General features: G+C 66.9%; 21 protein-coding genes, 2 tRNA genes and 1 pseudogene. 11 read left to right on the top strand and 13 right to left on the bottom strand.

Annotated features, from left to right (window positions below):
* Both A5699_RS22130 and A5699_RS22125 read right to left on the bottom strand, forming a co-directional pair.
* Positions 1-258, bottom strand: a pseudogene (locus tag A5699_RS22130) (IS1634 family transposase); the annotation flags it as partial.
* Positions 259-877: 619 nt separating this feature from the next.
* Positions 878-951, bottom strand: a tRNA-Ile gene (locus A5699_RS22125).
* Positions 952-1,045: 94 nt separating this feature from the next.
* Between A5699_RS22125 and A5699_RS22120 the strand changes: the two genes are divergently transcribed.
* Both A5699_RS22120 and A5699_RS22115 read left to right on the top strand, forming a co-directional pair.
* Positions 1,046-1,426, top strand: a complete 381-nt coding sequence (locus tag A5699_RS22120; RefSeq protein WP_067773896.1) for a phage holin family protein — start codon at positions 1,046-1,048, stop codon at positions 1,424-1,426.
* 17 nt (positions 1,427-1,443) lie between these two features.
* Positions 1,444-2,484 (top strand): low specificity L-threonine aldolase, encoded by a 1,041-nt coding sequence (locus tag A5699_RS22115; RefSeq protein WP_157561395.1) that lies wholly within the window; start codon positions 1,444-1,446, stop codon positions 2,482-2,484.
* Between the two features lie 51 nt (positions 2,485-2,535).
* Here the strand turns inward: A5699_RS22115 and A5699_RS22110 are convergent, their stop codons facing one another.
* From A5699_RS22110 to A5699_RS22095, 4 genes are all read right to left on the bottom strand, one after another.
* A complete protein-coding gene (locus tag A5699_RS22110) occupies positions 2,536-3,321 on the bottom strand; it encodes a carboxymuconolactone decarboxylase family protein (protein ID WP_067773924.1) in 786 nt (261 codons plus the stop codon).
* A 66-nt stretch (positions 3,322-3,387) separates the two neighbouring features.
* Positions 3,388-4,086 carry a TIGR02206 family membrane protein gene (locus A5699_RS22105; RefSeq protein ID WP_067773894.1) on the bottom strand — a complete coding sequence of 233 codons (699 nt, stop codon included), beginning with the start codon at positions 4,084-4,086 and terminating at the stop codon, positions 3,388-3,390.
* An 8-nt stretch (positions 4,087-4,094) separates the two neighbouring features.
* Positions 4,095-5,456, bottom strand: coding sequence for a metallopeptidase TldD-related protein (locus A5699_RS22100; RefSeq protein WP_067773891.1), 1,362 nt, complete (start codon positions 5,454-5,456; stop codon positions 4,095-4,097).
* Complete coding sequence (locus A5699_RS22095) at positions 5,453-7,003, bottom strand: TldD/PmbA family protein (RefSeq protein WP_369806749.1); 1,551 nt, start codon at positions 7,001-7,003, stop codon at positions 5,453-5,455. Before A5699_RS22095 ends, A5699_RS22100 begins: the two co-directional genes overlap by 4 nt.
* Before the next feature lie 19 nt (positions 7,004-7,022).
* Here A5699_RS22095 and A5699_RS22090 point away from each other — a divergent pair, with 19 nt between their 5' ends.
* Positions 7,023-8,690, top strand: a complete 1,668-nt coding sequence (locus tag A5699_RS22090) for a sulfatase-like hydrolase/transferase (RefSeq protein ID WP_067773884.1) — start codon at positions 7,023-7,025, stop codon at positions 8,688-8,690.
* A gap of 110 nt (positions 8,691-8,800) precedes the next feature.
* Positions 8,801-9,787, top strand: a complete 987-nt coding sequence (locus tag A5699_RS22085) for an NAD-dependent epimerase/dehydratase family protein (protein ID WP_067773881.1) — start codon at positions 8,801-8,803, stop codon at positions 9,785-9,787.
* Positions 9,788-9,796: 9 nt separating this feature from the next.
* Here A5699_RS22085 and A5699_RS22080 read toward each other — a convergent pair whose 3' ends face one another.
* On the bottom strand, positions 9,797-10,555 hold the full coding sequence (locus tag A5699_RS22080; protein WP_067773922.1) for a cutinase family protein: 759 nt from the start codon (positions 10,553-10,555) through the stop codon (positions 9,797-9,799).
* A 238-nt stretch (positions 10,556-10,793) separates the two neighbouring features.
* Between A5699_RS22080 and A5699_RS22075 the strand changes: the two genes are divergently transcribed.
* Genes A5699_RS22075 through A5699_RS22065 form a run of 3 tightly spaced genes read left to right on the top strand, consistent with a single transcriptional unit; the run spans position 10,794 to position 13,787 of the window.
* Positions 10,794-11,666: a carbohydrate ABC transporter permease gene (locus tag A5699_RS22075; RefSeq protein WP_067773878.1), complete on the top strand. Its 873-nt coding sequence runs from the start codon at positions 10,794-10,796 to the stop codon at positions 11,664-11,666.
* On the top strand, positions 11,653-12,465 hold the full coding sequence (locus tag A5699_RS22070; protein WP_067773875.1) for a carbohydrate ABC transporter permease: 813 nt from the start codon (positions 11,653-11,655) through the stop codon (positions 12,463-12,465). The genes A5699_RS22075 and A5699_RS22070 overlap by 14 nt, the downstream gene beginning before the upstream one ends.
* A 38-nt stretch (positions 12,466-12,503) precedes the next feature.
* Positions 12,504-13,787 (top strand): sugar ABC transporter substrate-binding protein, encoded by a 1,284-nt coding sequence (locus A5699_RS22065; protein ID WP_067773919.1) that lies wholly within the window; start codon positions 12,504-12,506, stop codon positions 13,785-13,787.
* Positions 13,788-13,794: 7 nt separating this feature from the next.
* On the opposite strand, the gene A5699_RS22060 is transcribed toward A5699_RS22065, so the two are convergent.
* Positions 13,795-14,637, bottom strand: a complete 843-nt coding sequence (locus A5699_RS22060) for an energy-coupling factor transporter transmembrane protein EcfT (RefSeq protein WP_067773872.1) — start codon at positions 14,635-14,637, stop codon at positions 13,795-13,797.
* Entirely contained in the window at positions 14,634-16,676 is a 2,043-nt protein-coding gene (locus A5699_RS22055) for a DUF2232 domain-containing protein (RefSeq protein ID WP_067773868.1), read from the bottom strand. The genes A5699_RS22060 and A5699_RS22055 overlap by 4 nt, the downstream gene beginning before the upstream one ends.
* Positions 16,677-16,781: 105 nt before the next feature.
* On the opposite strand from A5699_RS22055, the gene A5699_RS22050 reads away from it, so the two are divergent.
* Together A5699_RS22050 and A5699_RS22045 are read left to right on the top strand one after the other, a co-directional pair.
* The gene (locus A5699_RS22050) at positions 16,782-17,255 is read left to right on the top strand and encodes a MarR family winged helix-turn-helix transcriptional regulator (protein WP_067773865.1); all 474 of its coding nucleotides are present in this window, start codon (positions 16,782-16,784) and stop codon (positions 17,253-17,255) included.
* A gap of 14 nt (positions 17,256-17,269) precedes the next feature.
* Positions 17,270-18,481, top strand: coding sequence for an MFS transporter (locus A5699_RS22045; protein WP_067773862.1), 1,212 nt, complete (start codon positions 17,270-17,272; stop codon positions 18,479-18,481).
* Between the two features lie 96 nt (positions 18,482-18,577).
* Here A5699_RS22045 and A5699_RS22040 read toward each other — a convergent pair whose 3' ends face one another.
* Together A5699_RS22040 and A5699_RS22035 are read right to left on the bottom strand one after the other, a co-directional pair.
* Positions 18,578-19,639 (bottom strand): esterase-like activity of phytase family protein, encoded by a 1,062-nt coding sequence (locus A5699_RS22040; protein WP_067773859.1) that lies wholly within the window; start codon positions 19,637-19,639, stop codon positions 18,578-18,580.
* Positions 19,639-20,373 (bottom strand): VIT1/CCC1 transporter family protein, encoded by a 735-nt coding sequence (locus A5699_RS22035; RefSeq protein WP_067773856.1) that lies wholly within the window; start codon positions 20,371-20,373, stop codon positions 19,639-19,641. The genes A5699_RS22040 and A5699_RS22035 overlap by 1 nt, the downstream gene beginning before the upstream one ends.
* 96 nt (positions 20,374-20,469) lie before the next feature.
* Here A5699_RS22035 and A5699_RS22030 point away from each other — a divergent pair, with 96 nt between their 5' ends.
* Complete coding sequence (locus tag A5699_RS22030) at positions 20,470-22,392, top strand: acyl-CoA dehydrogenase (RefSeq protein ID WP_067773853.1); 1,923 nt, start codon at positions 20,470-20,472, stop codon at positions 22,390-22,392.
* Here A5699_RS22030 and A5699_RS22025 read toward each other — a convergent pair.
* On the bottom strand, positions 22,389-22,880 hold the full coding sequence (locus A5699_RS22025) for an LppP/LprE family lipoprotein (RefSeq protein WP_067773916.1): 492 nt from the start codon (positions 22,878-22,880) through the stop codon (positions 22,389-22,391). The two genes, A5699_RS22030 and A5699_RS22025, sit on opposite strands and share 4 nt — an antisense overlap.
* Positions 22,881-23,000: 120 nt before the next feature.
* Here A5699_RS22025 and A5699_RS22020 point away from each other — a divergent pair, with 120 nt between their 5' ends.
* Positions 23,001-23,315 (top strand): hypothetical protein, encoded by a 315-nt coding sequence (locus A5699_RS22020; RefSeq protein WP_067773914.1) that lies wholly within the window; start codon positions 23,001-23,003, stop codon positions 23,313-23,315.
* 17 nt (positions 23,316-23,332) lie between these two features.
* On the opposite strand, the gene A5699_RS22015 is transcribed toward A5699_RS22020, so the two are convergent.
* Positions 23,333-23,408, bottom strand: a tRNA-Asn gene (locus tag A5699_RS22015).
* Positions 23,409-23,440: the final 32 nt, after the last annotated feature.

Below are 23,440 nucleotides of genomic sequence, written 5' to 3'. Positions count from 1 at the left end.
CGGTTCATCGGTGAACAATGCTTGGTCCGGTGGCCCAACCATATGGGCCCGAACGGCTTTCGGGGTGATCCCCAGATCTAACTCACCCTGGGTGTCATCGGCCAGCAGCCGGCGGGCCTCCTCGATGAGCAGACCCAACTCGGCGTCATCACGCGCAGAGCCCACATGACGAACAATCCGGCGGCGCCCGTCCACGGATTCGGCGATCTGGACTGCCGTCGCGCCCGAGGCCGTGCGCACTCGCCGAATCCAGACCATCCAGGCAGCCTACTGATCCAAATTAGTGCCTAGCAGGTGCACTAAGCTAAGGCATCACCGCAGGTCAACGCGCCGCCGCTCTCGAAAACAGGCCAAAGTGACCCAACTCGGGCCGCAGCCCGCGGCCAGGACACAGGTGGTGGCAATGGCGATCGTGGTTGTCACAAAGCGCATTCGAAACTCCCCCTTGGACGCATGGTGGCCAATTCCAGGGAAACAACGAAGTCACATTCGGCGCAGAACATCGGTGGTACTGGGTGAAGTATTTTCGCAAACGTTACCGAAACACCATCAGCCAGGACGGGGCTATGCGCCCCTTAGCGCTCCAGCACGGGTTTGCATTCCGCCATTCCGTGTCCACCTTCGCCCTGAGTGTCATCGGCCTCGTGCTTGCCGTTGTCGCCAACCTGTGGAACATCGGCCTCACTTTCGTCCGGTCGCCCCGCCTCGCTGTCGAGACACGCACCCACATCGTGCTAGTACTCGGCGGACGGAATCGACACAGGATCGAAGTGACAGTCATGGATCGGAGTTTCCCCCTCCACGCTGACCAACTACACGTTCACCGTCTGCAATCCGTAAACGACGACTCAGCAGCTTCGCGGCGAACAGCCTGAAGTGGGGCGGGCGGGGCTCGAACCCGCGACCAATGGATTATGAGTCCACGGCTCTAACCGACTGAGCTACCGCCCCCGGGCGCGTCTGCGCGGCAATATGGTCCCACACGCACGCCGCGCACCTGCCAATGAGGGGTTGTGGACCCGCCGCCCGCGGTTACGCTCACCGCATGGTCCGCTTTCTGCTGCGTATCGCGATCTTCCTGGGCTCATCGGCTGTCGGCCTGCTGGTCGCGGCGTGGCTGGTCCCCGGTGTCTCGGTGTCGGCGTGGGGGTTCATCACCGCGGTGGTGATCTTCTCCGTGGCCCAGGCGGTCCTGTCCCCGTTCTTTCTCAAGATGGCCACCCGCTACGCGTCAGCGTTCCTCGGTGGCATCGGGCTGGTCTCCACCATGGTTGCGCTGATCCTGGCCTCGGTGTTCACCCACGGGCTCAGCATCCGCGGCCTCGGCTCGTGGATCGCTGCGACGGTGGTGGTGTGGCTGGTGACGGCGGTGGCCACGGTGGTATTGCCGGCTCTGCTGCTCAAGAAGAAGGTCGCCTCGACGTAACGCTCGCCGGTGGGATCATGGCGGACGTGCCCTCTCACGCGTTCGCCTCCGACAACGCCGCCCCCGCACATCCGAAGATGATCGACGCGATCGCAGCGGCTAACGCCGGCGCCGTCGCCTCCTACGGCAATGATCCCGCCACCCGACGCGCCGTCGACGCCATCAAGGCCGCCTTCGACTGCCCCGACGCCGAGGTGCTGTTCGCGCTCACCGGCACCGCGGCCAACGTCATCGCGCTGGCCGCAGCGGTGCGGCCATGGCAGGAGATCCTGTGCAGCGACGTCGCGCATTCGCTCGTGGACGAGGCCGGCGGCCCGGTTCGGCTCTCCGGCGCCCCGCTGACCAAGCTGCCCAGCGACAACGGTCTGATCGACCCGGCCGTGCTCGACACCGCGGTCACTCGGCGCGGGCCGGTGCACCACTCCCAGCCGCGCATCGTCACCATCACCCAGTCCACCGAGAACGGGCGGGTCTGGACTCCGCAGGCGATCAAAGACTTCGTCGACCACGCGCATGACCTCGATCTGCTTGTCCACGTCGACGGCTCCCGCCTCGCCAACGCCATTGCCGCACTGCAGATCTCACCACCGGAGGCGATCGCCGATGCCGACATCGTCACCATCGGCGGCACCAAGAACGGCATGCTGATGGGTGATGCGATCCTGGTGCGCCGCCCCGAGCTGTTCGAGGGAATCCGCTTCGTGCACAAGCAGATCGGTCAGCTGGCCAGCAAGCAGCGGTTCGTGGCGGCCCAGTTCGAGGCGATGTTGGCCGACGGACTGTGGCTGCAGACCGCTGCCCACGCCAACCGGATGGCCGCTCGGCTCAGTGTGGGCCTGGAAGCCCTGGGGCTGAAGCTGGCCTGCCCCACCGAGGCCAACGAGGTGTTCGTCGACCTCGACCCGGTGGCCTACACCGCGGTGTCGGCGCACTATGCCGTGCACCGGCCCGACCCGCAGCGGCCCACGGTGCGGTTCGTGTGCTCGTGGACGACCACCGAGTCCGAGGTCGACGATGCGCTGAGACTTTTGACGTCGGTTTCCACCACTGGGTCATAGATCGGCCGCGCGCGCCGCCCTGACGTGGAAAACGGTGAAACCGTACACGCGTCAGCTGTAGACCGGCTGCCCGTCGGCGCCCAACCGGTACTGTTCGGTGCCCTCGTCGACATGGGCCTCGTCGACACCGAGCGCGACAGCCACTTTGTTGCAGGCGTTGCGCATGACATCAAGGGTCAACTCAACAGCCTCTTCCTGCGAAAAGTGTTGCCGTAGTTCGGCACCGGATACCTGGGCTGGAGTCCAGATCAGCGCGTCGACGTAGCGCAGGGCCGCCTTGTGCCGCTCCGACAGATTGGATTGCTCAAAGTGGTCGATGCTGTCGTAGTCCGACTCGGTGGCGCCGGCCTCCAATGCGGCGACCTCCCGCAACGATTTGCACAGCCGGCAATTGTGTTGGCGAGCCCCGCGCAGCCGCACGATCTCGGAGGTCACCGGGTCAAGCGCACGCATCCGGCCCACCGCGGGCACAAATGAGTCCAGCACGTAGTCGGGCGGGTTGGTGTCGTGGTCCCACGCCACGGGGTCGGTGGGCCAGTCCACCCCCAACGCCGACAATCCGGCACGCACCCGCGGCACGAAATCGGCGATGTAGATGAGCGTCGACACCGTGAAGACGTCGGCGCCGAGCAGATCCGAGAACGCGGCCCGCTGCGCGGCGTTGATGGCGCTGACGTCGATGCTGAATTGCTCGGCGAACTCGGTCACCATCGGGTCGACGGCTCCGCCCCCGGTCTCGGCCGGTAGCGGCGGCAACCCCAGCGTCGAGGCACACACTTCCCGCACCGCGGCGTTGATATCGGCCAACCGTGGTGGCGATACCGCGACCAGGTGCATCAATTCCCTGAGAAGATCGGCAGACACACCGGCAGTATCCAACACCACTGGCGCCGATGGGCAGGTTTATCGGCCCGCAGCGTTTCGCCGGCGTCGACGTTCCCACGGCCACGTCATCAGCGCCCACACCCCCGCCACCAAAGCGCTGGCCACCAGGACATAGACCGGCCATGGCCCCATCAGGTCGAGCAACGAGGCGGTGGCGGGTTTGGCATTGAGGAATCCGTAGTTGGTGCCCGCAACACCGTTGAACGTCATGGTCCCCACCGCCCATATCGCGGTCGCCAGCACCACAAGCCGGTAACTGCGCCAGGTGGGCCGCATCCCGCGGCCCCAGGTGAGATAGATCGCCGCCCAGACCACGAACAGGTGGATCGACCAGAACGCCAGGTATTCGTAGTGCGGGAAATCGGGGCTCTTCAGTACCGGTGAGATCAGCGCCTGCGTGCTCAACACCAGGCCCCAGTAATAGGTGAGCACGAAAGCCCATTGCCGTTGCGACCACAGCGCATACGCGCCGGCGACGGTCGCCAGATCGGTCAATCGCAGCGGTACCGACCGCTCGATCGACGGCGGGGTGAGGGTGTACACCAACATCGCGAGGTAGATCGCGGCCGTCAGCCCGCCGAGAATACGGCCCAACACTCGCGATTGGTGCTCGGTCTGGCGGCGCCCCACCCAGACCAACAGCACCGCACCGACGACAAACACGGCGATCGCGGCCCAGTGCGACGGGCCGTACACCGTGAATTGCCGGTGAATCACCGTCTACCTCATTGTGCTTGGCTCACCGAGGACATGTGGAAATCCGGGATCCGCAACGTCGGCATCGATGCGCGGGTGGCCCAGTCGCCCCACTCCCGCGGCAGCGTGATCTCGCTGACGCCGGCCTCGGTGGCCCGCCGCAAAAGATCCAGCGGGCTCTCGTTGAACCGGAAGTTGTTCACCGCAGCGCTCACCTCACCGTCCTCGATCAGGTACACCCCGTCCCGGGTGAGCCCGGTCAACAGCAGCACAGTCGGGTCGACCTCGCGGATGTACCACAGCGTGGTCAGCAACAGCCCCCGCTCGGTGCCGGCAATCATGTCGGCCAGTTCAGTTGTGCCACCGGTCATCAGCAGATTGTCGGCGGGCACGGCGACCGGCGCGCCGTATTCGGCGGCCACGGCCCGCGGATAGGCCAAGGCGTTGACCGTCCCGTCTCGGATCCAGTCCACCCGGTCGATGTCCATACCGTTGTCGAAGATCGACACCCGCTCCGAGGAACTGGGGACGGCGATAAACGGCTGGCAGGCCAGCGCATCGGCGAACGGGTCGGAGTACAACGTCAGCCCCAGATCGGTGAGCTTCTCCCCCACCCGGGTTCCGCCGGGCGCCGACAGTGCGGTGCGTCCTTCCTGGGCTCCGCGGCCGTCCATGGTCCAGGCCAGGTAGATCATCATGTCGGCCACCGTCGAGGGCGGCATCAGCGTCTCATAGCGGCCGGCGGGCAGCTCGACGCTCCGCTGCGCCCACCCCAACCTCAGCGACAACTCCTCGAGCAATGAATCGACCTGCACCCCAACGAAATCCGGGGTGCTCACCCCGGCCCAGGCGCTGGCACCGTTGCGCTTGGCATTGATCTCCACCGACCCGGTGGGCTGGGTGTAGCGCCGGCGTAGACCCGACGAGGTGGCCACGAACGTGGTCTCCATGATGTGGCGGGCGTATCCGTAGAGCTGGTCAGAGCCGGCGAAACCCTTGGCCAGGTCGTCGGCGATGCCGGTGAACACCCGTGCCCCGGTATCGGCCACGGGGGCATCCCAGTCGGCGGGAACACCGGTGCCCGGCAGCGGTGGTGCGGCGTCGCGCGCTTCCGGTGAGGCGGCGGCGGCGCGCTGCGCGGCGGCCACCAGCTCGGGGATCACGGCCGGATCCACCTCGGTGGATCGAACCGACCCGACGTGCGCCTTGTCACCGCGGCGCAGGATCGAGATCACCGTGGTGGTGCGGCTGACCGTCTCACCGTTGGTGGTCATCGAGTTGCCGGCCCACCGCAGTGACGCGTCGGCCCGGTCGGTCACCAGAACCATGGTCTCCAGGCCGGGATCGGCTGCAGCCAAAGCGATCTCGACGACCTGCTGTGCGCCGATCATCGGCCGCCCTCCGCCCGGGTGTTGAGGATGTTGATGCCGCGGAACAACGCGCTCGGGCAACCGTGACTGACCGGCGCCACCTGTCCGGGTTGGGCCTTGCCGCAGTTGAACGCCCCACCGAGGCGCCAGGTGGACGGTCCGCCGACGGCTTCCATCGCGCCCCAGAAGTCGGTGGTGGTGGCCTGGTAGGCCACGTCACGCAGCTGCCCGTCCAGACGCCCGTCGCGGATCCGGTAGAACCGCTGCCCGGTGAACTGGAAGTTGTACCGTTGCATGTCGATCGACCACGACTTGTCACCGACGATGTAGATGCCGTCGCTCACGCGTGAGATCAGGTCCTGCGTGCTGACGTCCTCCGGTCCGGGCTGCAGCGACACATTGGCCATCCGTTGGATCGGAACATGGTGGGGCGAGTCGGCATACGAACAGCCGTTGGAACGGGGCCGCCCGAGCCGGGGCGCGAACACCCGGTCCAGTTGATAGCCGACGAAGACGCCGTCGCGCACCAGGTCCCAACTCTGAGCCCGCACGCCCTCATCGTCGAACCCCACTGTGGCCAAGCCGAATTCCACCGTGCGGTCGGCGGTCACGTTCATCACCGGCGAGCCGTAACGCATGGTGCCGAGCTTGTCCGGGGTGGCAAACGAGGTCCCGGCATAGGCCGCCTCGTACCCGATCGCCCGGTCGTATTCGGTGGCGTGGCCGATCGATTCGTGGATGGTCAGCCACAAATTGGACGGGTCGATCACCACGTCGTAGGCGCCGGCGACCACCGACGGCGCCTTGACCTTCTCGGCCAGCAGCGTTGGCAGCTCGGCCAATTCGGAGGTCCAATCCCACACGTCGTCACCGGCCAGCGCTTCCCAGCCCCGGGCGGTCGGTGGGGCCAGAGTGCGCATCGTCTCGAAGGAGCCGGCAGCGGAGTCGACGGCGACGGCCTCCATCGTCGGCATCACCCGCACCCGCTGCTGGGTGATCGTCGATCCGAAGGTGTCGGCGTAGAACGCCTGTTCCTTGACGGCGTGTAGCCCAGCCGACACATGGTCGATGCCGTCGGCAGCCAGCAGCCGCCCGGAGTACTCGCCGAGCAACGCGATCTTGTCCGAGGTCGGCACCGCGAACGGGTCGGTGCGGTAGTCGGACACCCAGCTCACGTCGGTGTAGACCGGTTCAGCGGCCAGCTCGATGCGTTCGGCGTTCAGGGGCGCCAGGGTGGTGGCCACCTGCACGGCCCGTCGGGCGGTCTGCGCGGCCACGTCGGCGGCCAGTTCGGCGTGTGAGGCGAACCCCCACGCGCCGTCCACGATCACCCGCACCGCCAGGCCGATCTCCCGGTTGAGCACCGAGGTCTCCAACTCGCCGTCGCGCAGCTGGACGATCTCGGTGGTGATGCGGTGAATCCGCAGGTCGGCATAGCTGGCACCAGCGGCGACCGCCGCGGCCAGCGCCGCGTCGGCCAACTCCAACCGGGGCAGCTCCAGGAAATCGGCGTCCACGTGTCGTCGAGCTGTCACGGTTTCCCACAGTAAACGGTGCGCTCTCAGCATGACCTCATACGCTGACCGGATGGCAGAGCTCAGCAGACGGGCCGTCCTGGGCGGCGCGGCGGCCGTGGCCGGTGCGGCCGCGGTGGGTTTCGGCGGGTACGAATTGCTCGCGAGGCGCAGCCCCGGGACAGCCGGACAACCCAACATCCTCGTCGTCATCGTGGATCAGATGCGGGCACCGCAGTGGTTTCCCGATACTCAACAACTCGGCGCGCTGCTGCCGAACCTCGAGCGCCTCCGAATCCGCAGCACGTCGTTCGGCTCGCACTACACCGCCTCGAACATGTGCACGCCGTCGCGCGGCGTGATGACCACCGGGCTGTACTCCCACCAGACCGGCTGTCTGTACACCGGTGAGGGGCCCACCGAGTCGACGCTGGCCGTGCGATTTCCGACCTGGGGGACGATGCTGCGCGACGCCGGCTACCGCACCTGGTGGTGGGGCAAATGGCACCTGGGCAGTGCGGCCGACAACACCCCCGACGGGCTGGACGTCCACGGGTTCTCCGGCGGTACGTACCCGTCGCCCAACGGTGCACCCAACCAGGGCTTGCAGCAGGACCCGTCGATCGTCGACCAGTTCGCCGGATGGTTCGACGCGCACGCCACCGACGGGCCATGGTGCACGACGGTGTCGCTGGTCAACCCGCATGACATCTGTTGGTGGCCGAAAAACCCACTGCCGGAAGATGTTCCCCACCGTTTCACGGCAAAGCCGGTCAACTTCGAGTCCGCCGAGGATCTACGGCGGCGGGGTAAACCCCAGTTGCAGATCGATTACATGAACTTCATGTCACCGCTGATGACCGGTGCGATGGACTACACCGGGCCCGAGGCGGCGGCGCAATGGGCGCGGTGTCTGGACATGTACCTGTGGTTGCAGCAACAGGTGGACGCCCAGATCGGTCGGGTGCTCGACATCCTGTCCGCCAGGCCAGAGGTCGATGACAACACCGTCGTGGTGTTCACCTCTGACCACGGCGAATACGCCGGCTCGCACGGACTTCGCGGTAAGGGCGCGGCGGTCTACGAGGAGAGCATCCGGGTGCCGCTCTATATCCGGGATCCGTTCGGGCACCTCACCCCCAGCGCGGGTGAGACCCGGACGCAGCTCACGTCCACTGCCGACCTGGCACCGCTGTTGCTGACGATCGCCCACGGTGGCGCGGGGTGGCGCTCCGATTCTCGCTACACCTACCTGGCCGGTCGCGGCGATGTCGCCGCCATCGCCGCCGACGCGGGTGCGCCGGGCCGGCCCTGGATCGCACACGCCACCGACGACATGTCGGTGGAGGAGATGGCCGCGTTGATGAAGTCCCCGCTGGCACAGAAGTTTTTCGGACCCACCGGATCTCCGACGAACATCCCGACGTCGGCGCCCAGCCACATCGTGGCCGTCCGCACCCCCGAGGCCAAGCTCGGCATGTACACGTACTGGAAGCCCGGCTCGATGGACATCGACACCTCCCGACCGCACCATCACGAGCTCTACGATTACACAACCGATTCCGGCATTCAGGAACTGGACAATCTGGCCGGCCGCAGTGCCAAGGAGGCCGAGCTGCAGGCCCTGCTCGACAACGAGGTGCTGCCCGAGCTGCGGGCACCGTTGCCCGATTTTCTCGATGAGGCGCAGGAGCAGGGGTTGGCGAATATGAGGGAGCTCACGGAGTTGCGCGGAGGCTGAGCCGACAAATCGAGCACGGAGGCTGAGCCGACAAATCCAGCACGGAGGCTGAGCCGAGTGAGCCGACCAAAACGCCTCCCGACGGCGCCTGAACTACTACCTTTGCCGCCATGCGCGTATTGGTCACCGGGGGAACCGGATTTGTGGGTGGTTGGAGCGCAAAAGCAATCGCTGATGCGGGCCATTCCGTCCGGTTTCTGGTCCGCAACCCTGACCGGCTGCACACGAGCGTCGCCAGACTGGGGGTCGATGTCTCCGATTTCGCCGTGGGCGACATCACCGATCGGGATTCGACGCTGCAGGCGATGCAGGGGTGTGATGCCGTCCTGCACAGCGCGGCCTTGGTCGCCACCGATCCGAGTCAGAGCGCACAGATGTTGGCCACCAACATGGATGGCGCCCAGAACGTACTCGGCGGTGCCGCCAAGCTGGGACTCGATCCGATCATCCACGTGTCGAGTTTCACCGCGCTGTTCCATCCCGGACTCAAGACGCTGAACGCCGACCTGCCGGTGGTGGGTGGGACCGACGGGTATGGGCAGTCCAAGGCACAGGTCGAGATCTACGCGCGCGGAATGCAGGACGGCGGTGCACCGGTGAACATCACCTACCCCGGCATGGTGCTCGGACCGCCGGTCGGCGACCAGTTCGGTGAGGCCGGCGAGGGGGTGGCCGCCGCACTGCAACTCGGCGGCATTCCCGGGCGCAGCGCCGCCTGGACCATCGTCGACGTGCGTGACCTCGCCGACCTGCACGTCGCGCTGCTCGAACCCGGACGCGGACCGCGCCGCTACATGGCCGGCGGAAAGCGGGTGGCGGTCAGTGAATTGGCAAGCCTGCTCGCCGATGTCGGCAAGAAGCGCATGCTCACCGTTCCGGTACCCGACACCGCGCTGCGGATGGCCGGTCAGGTGCTCGACCGTCTCGGCCCGTTCCTGCCGTTCGAGATACCGATCACCGAGGCCGGAATGCAGTACTACACCCAGATGCCCGAGTCCGACGATTCACCCAGCGAACGGGAACTGGGTATCTCCTACCGCGATTCCCGAACCACCCTGGCCGATACGGTCGCCGGGTTTCGGCAACTCGACCGCTGAAGGGCCGGGTCAGCTTCCGGCGATCTCACCCGCGGTCTGCACCACGGCCGCCGCCGGCGCCGGGGCACCCAGTTGGCGGGCGGCGAAATCCGCCGCTTGGATTGCCATCCCGTTGCTCTTGTACGAGCTGTGTGCTGCGCGGTCCCGGCCGCCCGGGAAGCAGATCGGGTCGCCCGTCGCGCACAGCTGGATGGTCTTGGTCACATACGGCTGACCGATCGTCAGAGGCGGTGCGCTGCGATCGGCCAGTCCCAGCACCCACTCGTCGGGGGTCCCGAACAGGGCCACCGCCGCCACATGCGAGGCGACCGAGGCCGGCATAGGTCCACTGATACCGGCCGGCAAGACGAAGCCGTCGGGCACGCTGCTGGCCGTCGTGTAGCCGGCGACCGCCGCACCCTGCGAGTAACCACCGAGCACGATCTTCGTGGCCGGGCAGTTGGCGGCGATCGACTGGATCCTGCCGCTGGCGTCGGCGATTCCGTCGGCGGCCTGGCCGAAGTTCAACGATGCCGGGTAGTTCACCGCATAGACGTCCACACTTTCACCCGGCAGCCTGGCGGTGAGCGCATCGACGAATGCCTGTCCGGTCGCGCCGATGCCGGGGGCTTCGAACGTGCCTCGGGCGAAGACGACCTCGACGTCGGCGCAGGCGTCGTCCGCCGCACCGGCCGAGGCGATCATCGGGCCGGTCAACGCGCCAACCGCGATTGCGGCCGAGGTCAGCACGGTGAAGATGCCTTTTCGAGCCAGCTGCCTGATGTTCATGTGCGTCCCGCCCATCCGTCCCGTGTGCCATCACCCGCTGTGGAAGTGGCAACTACCTGCTACAAGACCAACGAGCCGGGCCCTGATTCCGGATCAGTCAAGTGATGTACGCCACCTGAGCACAGCGCGGTTGTGGGAATTGCGCAGCAAGGGCCGAGTGATCAACGCTGCCTGCATCGCGGTCTGATCGGTGAGCCCGGCGTGACACACCACATCATCGACCCGCTTTAATGGCCCGATGGCCACCTCGCGTGTCCGCACAACCGCCCTGGGGTACGCCCTTGTCGCGCCCAGCCTGTTCGGCGTCGTCACCTTCCTGCTGTTGCCGATGCTGGTGGTGGTCTGGCTGAGCCTGCACCGCTGGGATCTTCTGGGCCCGATCGAGTATGTGGGCCTGGACAATTGGGCCTCGGTGTTGAGCGATTCGTCGTTCGCCATGTCGTTGGCGGTGACGTTGCTGTTCGTCATCCTCGTCGTGCCGGTGCAGACCGTGCTAGGTCTGATCGCGGCCGCGTTGCTGGCCCGTGGCCTGCCCGGCACCGGATTTTTCCGCACCGTGTACGTGCTGCCGTGGATCTGTGCTCCACTGGCCATCGCGGTGCTGTGGAAATGGATTCTGGCCCCGACCGACGGAGCGCTGAGCACCGTGCTGGGTCGGCCGGTCGAGTGGCTCACCGATCCGGGTCTGGCCCTGCCGGTGGTGTCGGCGGTCGTGGTGTGGACCAATGTCGGCTACGTGACGTTGTTCTTCCTGGCCGGCATCCTCAACATCCCCGCCGACGTGCACAACGCCGCCCGGACCGACGGCGCCACCGACTGGCAGCGGTTTCGCCACATCACGTTGCCGATGTTGCGTCCGACCCTGTTCTTCGTGCTGGTCACCGGAATCGTCAGTGCCGCGCAGGTATTCGACACCGTGTACGCGCTGACCGCGGGTGGACCGCAGGGGCGCACCGATCTGGTGGCCCACCGCATCTATGCCGAGGCGTTCGGGGCGGCGGCGGTGGGACGCGCCTCGGTGATGGCCATCGTGCTGTTCGTCATCCTCGTCGGCATCACCCTCGTCCAACATGTGTACTTCCGCCGCAGGATCAGCTATGACCTCACGTAACGCACTGATCTATACGGGGCTGCTCCTCGGCGCGGTGATCACGCTGCTGCCGTTCGGGCTGGGACTGCTGACCTCGGTCACCTCGGCCGAGCAGTTCGCCACCGAAGCCCCGCTGTCGCTGCCCGCTCCGCCGACCCTGGCCAACTACGTCGGGCTGTCCGATGCGGGTTTCGGTCGCGCCCTGATGGTGACGGCATTGATGACCGCGGTGATCTTGTTGGGCCAACTGGTGTGCTCGGTGCTGGCCGCCTACGCCTTTGCCCGGCTGCGTTTCCCGGGACGCGACGTGCTGTTCTGGGTCTACATCGCGACGCTGATGGTGCCGGCAACGGTGACCGTGGTGCCGTTGTATCTGATGATGGCCGAGGCGGGGCTGCGCAACACTTTCTGGGCGCTGGTGTTGCCCTTCATGTTCGGTTCGCCGTACGCGATCTTCCTACTGCGCGAGTACTTTCGGTCGATTCCGGGTGACCTGATCAGCGCCGCCCGCCTCGACGGCGCCAACACTCTCGATGTGATCACCCATGTGGTGGTGCCGGCCAGCCGGCCGATCCTGGTGACGTTGGCGTTGATCACCGTGGTGAGCCAGTGGAACAACTTCCTGTGGCCGTTGGTGATCACCAGCGGCAGCAAGTGGCAGGTGCTGACGGTGGCGACGGCCGGGTTGCAGACGCAGTACAACGCGCAGTGGACGCTGGTGATGGCGGCGACGACGGTGGCGATCGTGCCGTTGATCGGGTTGTTCATCGCCTTCTCGCGCAACATCGTCCGGTCGATCGTCGTGACGGGGATCAAGTGAGGCGCTCCACGTTGCTGGCCGCGGGGCTGGCCCTGACCATGGTGATCCTGTTGGTGGCCGCGGCGCTGTTGGGCCGGACCACCGAACCCGCGGGCCGCACGGTGGTGACCGTCCGGCTGTGGGATCCGCAGGTGGCCGCCGCGTACCGGGAGTCCTTCGCCGAGTTCAGCCGGGCACATCCCGACATCAAGGTACGGGTCAACACCGTCGCCTACTCGTCATACTTCGACAGCCTTCGCACCGATGTGGCCGGCGGCAGCGCCGACGACATCTTCTGGCTGTCCAACGCCTACCTCGCCGGCTACGCCGACAACACCCGGCTGCTGGACATCGGGAACACGTTGGGCGCCAACGCCTCCCGGGCCTGGGAACCCTCGGTGGTCAACCAGTTCACCCGGAACGGCACCCTGTGGGCGGTCCCCCAGCTGACCGATGCCGGTATCGCGGTGTACTTCAACGCCGACCTGCTCGACGCCTCCGGAGTGGACCTGGCCGAGCTCACCACGCTGCGCTGGTCGGACGGCCCCGACGACACACTGCGGTCGGTGGCGGCCCGGCTGACCCTCGATGAGCAGGGCCGCGACGCCACGGCCGAGGGATTCGATGCCGGCCGGATCCGGCAGTGGGGCTACAACGCGGCCAACGATCTGCAGGGCATCTACCTCAACTACATCGGCTCGGCCGGTGGAGTTTTCACCATCGGCGACCGCTTCGCATTCGACAATCCGCAAGCGGTCACGGCGTTCCGGTATCTGGTGCGGTTGATCAACGACGATCATGTCGCCCCGCCGGCCTCGGCCACCAACAACATCGGCGACTTCTCCCGCAACGTCTTCCTGCAGGGCCGCATGGCGCTGTTCCAATCCGGCACCTACAACCTGGCCGCCGTCGCCAACCAAGCTCGGTTCCGGTGGGGCGTGGTGATGCTGCCCGCCGGCCCCAAAGGGCGCGTCAGCGTCACCAACGGCATTGCCGCAGCAGCGAACTCGGCCACCCGCCACCCCGACGCGGTGCGCGAGGTGCTGGCCTGGATGGGCAGCAAACGCGGCAACGAATACCTGGGCGCCGGCGGGGCGGCCATCCCGGCCGTACTGGCGGCGCAGCCCGTGTACCACGACTACTGGGCGGGGCGTGGGGTTGATGTCAGCCCATTCTTCCGCGTCCTGCGCGGCCCGCGCATCCCGGCGCCCGGAGCCGCCGGTTTCCCGGCCGGTTACCAGGCGCTGCAGCCGTATTTCGACGAAATGTTCCTGGGTCGCGTCGATGTCGAGAAGACGCTGTCCGATGCGCAGTGGGCGGCCAACACCGCCGCGGCCCGCTAGCGCCCGGTCATCGACGCGGCAGGCTGGTCGGCAGGATGGTCAGCTCCAAGGCCAGGGCGCTACCGCAGACCAACACGAGGACGGCGAAGGTGATCCAGTCCCGCGCACGGGGCCGCGACGGCGCGGCCGAGAACTGGCCGGCCCCACCGCGAGCGGTGATCGCGTCACCCATCTCGTCGCCGCGGCGCAGCGCCACGGTGACCGCGGCCGCCAACAGGTCGACGAGGTTGGACACCCGCTGCTTGCGTCGTTCCCGAAACGTCTCGGCCGGTTCGACCGGACGTAACCGGTGCGCGGCATACAACGTGCGGAACTCGTCGATCAGCATCGGGAAGGCCCGCAACGCCAACGCGATCGTCACCGCCCAGTCGTGCACCGGAATACGCACCAGCCGCAGCGGGCGGCCCAATGTGGCTACCGCCGGGGCGATCTCGGCGACGTTCGTCGTCCAGGACACCAACGCGCCCAGGCCCAGGAGCACGACCGCCAGTGCGGTGATCCGCAGGTAATTGAGCAGACCGCCCAAACCGATCTGCACCGAACCGATGTCGATGAACGGGGATCCGCCGGCCAGCGATGCCAGCGCACCACCGATGAACAACAGGATCCACAAGAAGAACGGGATCGACGGCACCACGCCACGCGGAATGTGCGCCAGCCGGGCCGTCACCAAGACCAGCACCGCGACCGAGGCGATGGGCACCCATCCGGGATAGAACGTCAGCAGAACGCCGATGCCGGCCACCGCCAACAGTTTCGTACCGGCCCACAACCGGTGGATGACGGTGTCACCGGGGACCGGGCGCAACAGCACCACGGGCTTGCGTTGCCCCCGTGCAGGTGTGGTCATCGGGGACCTCCGGCAGCCGTTGGGGCCAGCGCCAGTTCGCCGCGGTGCAGGTGCAGCGTGCGGGGGCACAGGCCTTCCAGGCCGGTGAAGTCGTGCGAGATGACGACGACGGTCAGCCCGTTGTTGTGCCGCAGGTCTTCCAGCAACCGCAGCAGCCCCCGCTGGCTGGCGGCGTCGAGCCCGGCGAGTGGCTCGTCGAGGATCAGCGCACGCGGCGAGCGGGCCAGCAGGCCCGCCAACACCACCCGACGCATCTGACCGCCGGAGAGTTGGTCGATGCGCCGCTCGCCCAGCGCCGCATCCAATCCCACCATCTCCAGCGCAGCAGCGACCCGGTCATGCTCCCGCACCGAGAAGCCTGCGGCCGAGGCGATTTCCTTGTCGACGGTACTGCGCATCAATTGCAGCCGAGCGGCCTGGAAGGACAGCGCCACCGAGCCCACCTGTTGGGCCACCGGCACCCCGTCGAGAAGGCAGGCGCCGTAGGTGGGCACGGTCAGTCCGGCCATGATCCAGGCCAGGGTCGATTTGCCCGAGCCGTTCAACCCGTGCACCAGGACCCCATCGCCCTCGTTGACCGTGAAGGTGATGTCACGTAAAGCTGTTTTGGCCCACGGGGTTCCGCTGGCGTACTCGTGCCCGACACCGGTCAGCTCCAGCACCGGCGCACCGGCATGCGTGGTCGATGCGGCGGCAGTGGGTACCGCCGACGTGTGCACCATGTCGGTGTTGTCTGCGGTGCCGCCGTTACCGCTGAGCGCCACTGTCCGGTCGGCGGAATCGGCCTCGTCGTTGTAGTGCGTGATGTGCACGAGCGACATCTGGTGATGGTCGGTCAGCCCGGACAACACGTTCATCAGGGTGTCGCGGCCCTGTTGGTCGACCATGCTGGTGACCTCGTCGGCGATCAGCAGCGAGGGTTCGCGGGCCAGCGCACCGGCGACGGCCAACCGCTGCAGTTCGCCACCGGACAGTCCCCCGGTGTCGCGCTCGGCCAGGCCGTCGAGCCCGACCTCACCCAGCAGTCGCTCCACGTCGACGGCCGTGCCGACGGGAAGCCCCCACACCACGTCGTCTGCCACCCGGGTCCCCAGCACCTGGCTTTCCGGATGCTGCATCACCACCGCGGTGCCGCCCATGCGGCCCAGCCCCACCGCACCGGCTCGCTCGATGCTGCCCGCGCTGGGTTGGCGCCCGGCCAAAAGCAACATGAGGGTGGTCTTGCCCGAGCCGTTGGGACCGGTCACCGCGACGTGTTCACCCGGCTGAAGCTCCATCGACACCGGCCCCAGCGCATCGCGCTCGACACCCGGATAGCGGAACCGCACGTCGTTCAGCCGGGCCGGAACAGGGGCTACGACGGCGTCCCCCTCGGCGTCGGCGTCGAGTTTGTGGACGTCGGGAACCCCGAGCAGGCGCGCCAGGATGCGTGACAGCGCCCACCAACCGACCATGCTGACGGAGGTGATGCTGAAGACACCGAGCAGCAGCATCAACAGCGGCCAGTAGTCCAGCATCGTGGCGAAGGTGGCCCGCAGCGGATCGGCGGCCGCGTCGAGCATCGGGATCTGCTCGAGCACCTTCGCGATTCCCTCGATGCCTGCGGTCAGCGAATCGAAGATCAGGTTGCGCAGCCGGGTCAGCACGGTGAGCGCCACGACTGCTGCGGCCCCGAACACCACGCCGGCGACGACGGCGGCGCCGAACGCCGTGGCGGTGCCGCGGCCCCGGCGCTTGACCACACCGGTCAAACCGCCGATATAGGCGCAGTCGATGACGGTCATCATCCCGCCCATGCCGGCGATGAGGAAGGCGATGGCACCCGCGGCGACGGTCGCGGCGACCAGCACCCGCAGCCGGTAGCGGTAGGCCAGCAGACCCATCGGCACGGTTCCCAGGACCGAGAGGCCTCCCGCGAACGGCACCACCACTGCGATGATCGCGGTGGCGGCACACAGCGCCGCCATCACCGCTGCCTGCGCAAGTTCGCCGGGAGTGAGGCCGCGCCGAGGCGTCGTCGCCGGAGGTTTCGCGGTCATTGCTCGATTCTGCCAGCCGGAATCGTCCCCGTCGGATGGCCGTCCTGTGAGGCAGAGCACGCGAAAGAACTCGACTGCATAGTAAATCTATGTAATTATGGGCAGATGCCCACCGAGGATGTCATGGTCACCGACGAAACCGAACTCGGCGCCGACCTGCTGTCGGTCGTCGCCCGGTTGAACCGGCTGGCCACGCAACGCACCCGGCTGCCCCTGCCCTGGGCGCAGGCCCGGCTGCTGTCCACCATCGAAGATCAGGGCGAGGCGCGCATCTCCGATCTCGCCCTGCTCGACCACTGCTCACAACCCACCATGACCACACAGGTGCGCCGGTTGGAAGATGCCGGCCTGGTCACCCGCACCACCGATCCCGGCGATGCTCGCGCGGTCCTGATCCGCATCACTGAGCAGGGCCGGCGGACCCTCGATCAAGCCAGGGCCGATCGTGCCGCGGTGATCAACCCGAGGCTTGAACGGCTGAGCCCGCAGGACCGCCAGACGCTGGCAGCCGCCGTCGACGTGATCCGGCGCATGCTCACCGACGTCAACGAGCATCCGCTCTCCCACGAAACCAGTTAGGAGTTACCGCCCCGATGTGGCGCCAACCCAAGGCCGTTTGGGCCGTCGCTTTTGCCTCCGTCGTGGCCTTCATGGGCATCGGACTGGTCGATCCCATCCTTAAACCGATCGCCGACAACCTCGACGCCTCGCCCTCGCAGGTGTCGTTGTTGTTCACCAGCTACATGGCGGTGATGGGGGTGGCGATGCTGATCACCGGTGTGGTGTCCAGCCGCATCGGCCCCAAGCGCACCCTGCTGCTCGGCCTGGTGATCATCATCGCCGGGGCCGGCCTGGCCGGGATGAGCGACACCGTGATGCAGATCGTGGGCTGGCGCGCACTGTGGGGCCTGGGCAATGCGCTGTTCATCGCGACCGCCCTGGCCACGATCGTCAGCTCCGCGAAAGGGTCTGTGGCGCAAGCCATCATCCTCTATGAGGCCGCACTGGGCCTGGGCATCGCAATCGGGCCGCTGGTCGGCGGCGTCCTCGGCTCACTCTCCTGGCGCGGCCCGTTCTTCGGCGTCTCGGCCCTGATGGCCTTCGCGCTCGTGATCACCGCGTTGCTGTTGCCGGCCACCCCGCGTGCCGCGCGCGCCACCACGCTGGCCGATCCGTTCCGGGCGCTGCGCCATCGCGGGCTGCTCGGTGTCGCGATCACCGCACTGCTCTACAACTTCGGCTTCTTCACCCTGCTGGCCTTCACGCCCTTCCCCCTGGACATGACCGCCCACCAGATCGGGCTGATCTTCTTCGGCTGGGGCGTGGCCTTGGCCTTCACCTCCGTGGTGGTCGCCCCGCGACTGCAACACCGGTTCGGCACCGTGCGGGTGCTGATCCTCAACCTGATCGCCTTCACCGCCGTGCTGACGGTGATGGCGGTGTGGACCGATTCCAAGGCCGTACTGGCCTCAGGCGTGGTGATCGCCGGTTTGTTCATCGGCATCAACAACACGCTGATCACCGAGACCGTGATGAAGGCCGCGCCTGTCGAGCGCGGCGTGGCCTCGGCGGCGTACAGCTTCCTGCGCTTCGGCGGCGCGGCCGTCGCACCGTGGCTGGCCGGCGTGCTCGGCGAACAGGTCAACGTGCACCTGCCCTACTGGGTGGGCGCGGCAGCCGTGTTGGCCGGCGCGGGTGTGCTCTTCGCAACCCGACCACACCTGACCGGGATCGATGCCGAGGAGGACGAACTCGACGAGCTGACCGATGAGGCGGCTGCCGTCACCGTCGGCTCCGACACCTGACGGCTGTTGCGCGCCGGCCGACTCGCCGAGATCGACGTGAGGGTCGTGCTTGTGTCGATTTCACGACCCTGGCGTCGATCTCGATGCGCCAAAGGCCTACATCGCGAACAGTAGGAACTGCGTGACCTGGGTCGGTGAAAAATTGTCGTCACTCACCGCGATCACCGATTGCCGGCCGTCGGGCAGCTTGGGCCCCAAGGTGATTCCCTCGATGTTGTCCAGCGGCGCCAGTCCCGCAGTGTCGGTCAGATCTACCAACAGCGTCTTTCTCATTCCGGACGAACCGTCGTCCAGGCGCGCGGAAAAGATCCGAACCGCCACATGGGTGCCGAAGCCACGCTCGATCACCAGAAAGCTGCCGTCGTCGAGCGCCAATAGATCAGACAGACCGTTGTCGCCGCCCGGCCCGGCGCTGACCGGGTCCAGCGGATAGGTGTACTGGCCGTCCACCGCCCCGGTGTCCGGGTCCAAGCGGACGACGCGGGTCCGTGCACCGTGGTGTTCATCCGGTGGCGGCCCGTCGTCGTAGCCGGGACCCTCCATCGCGGCCCACAGGTACCGCCCGTCCGGACTCAGTGACAGGCCTTCCAGGGCGCTGTTGCGACGCGGGCCGTGCTCGCCCGCCGACATCCGCATGGCGTCGGGCAGGGCGAACTCACCGAGGAAGCTGCCGTCGAGCCCGGCAGTCCGCACCCACGGGTCCAGCAGAATCGGGGGCCCCGGCCCGTCCACCCGCCGCTCCCCCTCACTGGTCCAGTACAGCCGCTGCCGGCCTGGATCGAACGCGATGGCCTCGGGATCCGGCGGAACCACCGGCGGGACGACGTCACGGCGCAAGGGGCGAAAGGGTTGTCCGTCGCGGTCCAGCCAGGGGTGGGTCCCGATGAATTGGACGTCATCGATACCGTTGTCCGACAACGTGATCCGGGCGGTGTAGAAGCGTGCCGGATTGTGGGCCGAGCGGTCGTCGCTGACGATGTAGTAGAGGTCGGCGGCCGGGTCGTAGCTGATTCCGGACAGGCCCCCGATCACCGTGCCGTCCAGCGTCGCGCCGTGGGCGACCTGGTGTTGACCGAGAAATTCGAATTCCGCCGAGGCGCGGGCCGGCGCGCACCCGGACAAGACCAGCAGACCGGCCGCCAATATTCGGATCAGCATCAGGTGATGACGGCGCCAACCAAGATGCCGACGACATAGGTGCAGGCGATCGCGATGGCTCCGAACAGCAGTTGTCGCAGCCCCGCGACGGCAATCGGCTTGCGGGTGAACCGTGCCGCCACCGCGCCGGCGATCAACAGGCCCACCCCGCCACAGGCCAGCCCAGCCCACAACAACTCGAAGCCGAGCAGGTAGGGAATGAGCGGGATGATCGCACCGATCGCGAACATGACGAACGACGAACCCGCGGCCACGAACGGCGACGGCTTCTCCCGGGGGTCCACACCCAACTCCTGCACAAGATGGAAGTTCAGGGCCCGATTCTCGTCACGGTGGATTTCCTCGGTTGCCTTCAGCGCGGTTTCGGGAGTCATTCCCATCTCTTGCAGCATGGCCACGAGTTCGGCCCGCTCAGCGCTGGGGTTCTTGAGGAACGACTTACGTTCCACACTCACCTCAGAATCGACCTGCTCATTGGCCGTGGTCACCGAGGTGTACTCACCGAGCGCCATCGAGAAGGCCCCGGCCAATAGGCCCGCCACACCGCTGAGCACGACCGTCTGGGCCGAGGCGCTGGCCCCGACACCGGCGATCAACGCGGTGTTGCTGACCAGACCATCCATCGCACCGAAGGTCGCCGCACGTAGCCAGCCGCCGGTGACGTCGGCGTGCCGGTGATAGCTCACATGCGGCAAACCCGTGGGAGACAGTGACTTACCGACAGACTCCGGCATGACGCCAATCTTGCGCTGCGGTGTCACCAGTGTCCAGGAAGGTAGACCTTGGTAACAACCGCCGCACAGGAACCGTCGCACACGTTACCGTCGGGTATGACCACCACTGCCGAGCATCTTCGAAACGCGTTGGACGGCCGCTGGCGCGACGTCAAGAACGCCATGCGGACCAGACTGTCGGACGAGGTCTTCCGGCCGCACTACACGCCCAACACCGTCATCGCCCGGGCCAAGGTGGCCGAGCAACTCAAGATCATGGCGGCGGCCGGGGCAGCCGAGGACGGCTTCCGCAAGGAGCACGGCGGCAACGGCGACGTCGGGGCGGCCATCACCCAGATCGAGATGCTCGCCATGAGTGATCTGTCACTGATGGTCAAGGCCGGCGTGCAGTGGGGCCTGTTCGGCGGCGCCATCGAGAACCTGGGCACCGAACGCCACCACCAGGCCTACGTCCGCCCACTGATCGACCTGGAACTGCCGGGCTGTTTCGCGATGACCGAGACCGGTCACGGCAGCGATGTGCAGTCACTGGAGACCACCGCCACCTACGATCCGGCGACCCAGGAATTCGTCATCCACTCCCCCACCCCGTCGGCCCGCAAGGACTATATCGGGGGTGCGGCCGAGACCGCCCGCGTAGCAGCCGTTTTCGCGCAGCTGATCACCCCGGACGGCGAAGGGCATGGGGTGCACTGCTTCGTCGTGCCGATCCGCGACGAAGCAGGCAACGACCTGCCGGGCATCACCACCTCGGATTGTCACTACAAGGGCGGGCTGCCCGGCGTCGACAACGGCCGCATCGTGTTCGACCAAGTGCGTATCCCGCGGGAGAACCTGCTCAACCGCTACGCCGACGTCGCCGAGGACGGCACGTACTCCTCGCCCATCGAGAACCCGGGGCGGCGGTTCTTCACCATGCTGGGCACCCTGATTCGCGGCCGTGTCACCGTGGGCGGAAGCGCGGCGGCGGCCGCCCGGGTGGCCCTCGACATTGCCGTCCGATATGCGTTGGAACGCAGACAATTCGACGCTCCCGACAACGAGGGCGAAGTTTTGATCATGGACTACCTGGTGCACCAGCGCCGGCTGTTGCCGCTGATCGCAAAGTCATACGCGCTGCAGTTCGCCCAGAACGAACTGGTGGCCAAATGCCATGAGCTGCAGACCTCCGACGACCCCGACGCCGAGGAGCAGCGCGAGCTCGAAGCGCGGGCCGCCGGCCTCAAGGCCGCCAACACCTGGCACGCCAGCCGCAGCATCCAGGAGGCCCGCGAAGCTTGCGGTGGCGCAGGCTATCTGGCCGAGAACCGGTTGATCGCGCTGCGCGCCGACACCGACGTGTTCACCACCTTCGAAGGGGACAACCATGTGCTGACCCAGTTGGTGGCCAAGGAACTGCTGACCGCCTACGCCGATGACATCAAGGGCATGAGCCCGGTCGAATGGGTGCGGTTCGCCGCGAACTATGCCGGGGAACGGGTGCTCAAACGCACGGCCGCCCAGACCATCATGCAGACCATCCTCGACACCCGCCAGGACAACGAGGAGGAAGGCAGCCTGTTCAACCGCGGGACCCAGGTCCAGATGTTCGAGGACCGCGAGGAGTACATGTTGGCCTCCGTGGCCAGGCGACTACAGGGCAAGGCCAAGGAGATGTCGGCCTTCGACGCGTTCAACGCCGTGCAGGACCACGTGCTGCACGCCGCGCAGGCTCATATCGACCGCGTGATCCTGGAGGCCTTCGTCGCCGGCATCGACGCCTGTGAGGACGAGACCGCCCGCGGCCTGCTCTCCGATGTCTGCGACCTGTACGCCTTGTCGGTGATCGAGGGCGACAAGGCCTGGTTCATCGAGCACCGCTTCCTGTCCACCGAACGGGCCAAGGCCGTCACCCGTGGCATCAACGAACGCTGCCGCTCACTGCGACCGCACGTGGAAACTCTCGTCGACGGGTTCGGCGTCCCCGAGCAGCTGCGCTACGCGGCGATGCTCGATCCCGAGGAACTGGTCAACGGTTAGGGCTTCGGAATCGGGTCGACGGCAACCAGTTTGCCGTCGTCCCCGATCCGGAACCGCACCGTGGCGATGCCGGTCGGCGACTTCGGCGAATCCTGGCCCTGCTGCCACTGGTAGTTGACCACCACACTGTCGTCGGCATTGGTGACCACGTTGATGTAGGGCCGCGGCTCCGGGGTGGCGGGGCCCAGTGGGGTCTGCCGGTCGAAGAACAGCAGCTGCCCGACGCTGTTGGGCTCGGGATCGGACTGGCCCACCTGTACCCAGTACAGCCGGCAGTTGGTGGTGTGTCCGGTGTTGACCTGGGTCCACTGCTTACCCGCCTCGGGGGCGGGCAATTTGGCGATCTCGGCGGCGATCGTGTCGGCGCTGGGACCGTCGGACGGCGCGCAGGTATCGGGCTTCGGCGGCGGTGCCGAAGGCGGACTCCAGCCGCACCCGACCGCGAGGAGACCGACGAAGGCGACGATGGCGATCAGCCGTGGATACACATCCCCGAGCGTAGCGAATCCGGCCGGCTCGACGGGCGGGCTGACGGCGGCGCGCCGATAGGTGACACTGTGTGCGGTCTGATCACGGACCGTCCGTACCACCTACCCAAGGAGACACTGATGGCTTGGTTCCTCGCGATGGAAGGCCCCGCCAACAAGGCCGTCCTGTACGAACTGCAGGAATCAGTCAACGTCCACCAGATCGCCGAGGAGATGGCCAGTGCCGCCACCCTCGACCGCCCGGTGCCGGTGCCCGCGGTGCTGCAGAACAACAAGCAACAGGTGACGGTGTACGTGCGGCCGGCGGCCTGGGGGGTCTGGACGTTCTACCAACTGACCGAAGAGGAGCGGAAGGCCCTCGCCTCGGTGTCGAATCCACTGGTGGAAGCGCTTGCGCAGGCGGCCCGGCAGAAGCAGGCCCGGCCTCAGGGCTGAAGCCGGGTCGGGAGAACTGGCTCCCCCGGATGGACTCGAACCATCAACCGCCCGATTAACAGTCGGGAGCTCTGCCAATTGAGCTACAGGGGACTACCTTCCGCGGAAGCTCCGCGGCCGAGCGT

This window comes from Mycobacterium sp. E802 (genome assembly GCF_001666875.1).
Classification (GTDB): Bacteria; Actinomycetota; Actinomycetes; order Mycobacteriales; family Mycobacteriaceae; genus Mycobacterium.
The sequence above is the reverse complement of the archived record's forward strand: the minus strand, read 5'-3'. Positions and strand labels throughout refer to the sequence as shown.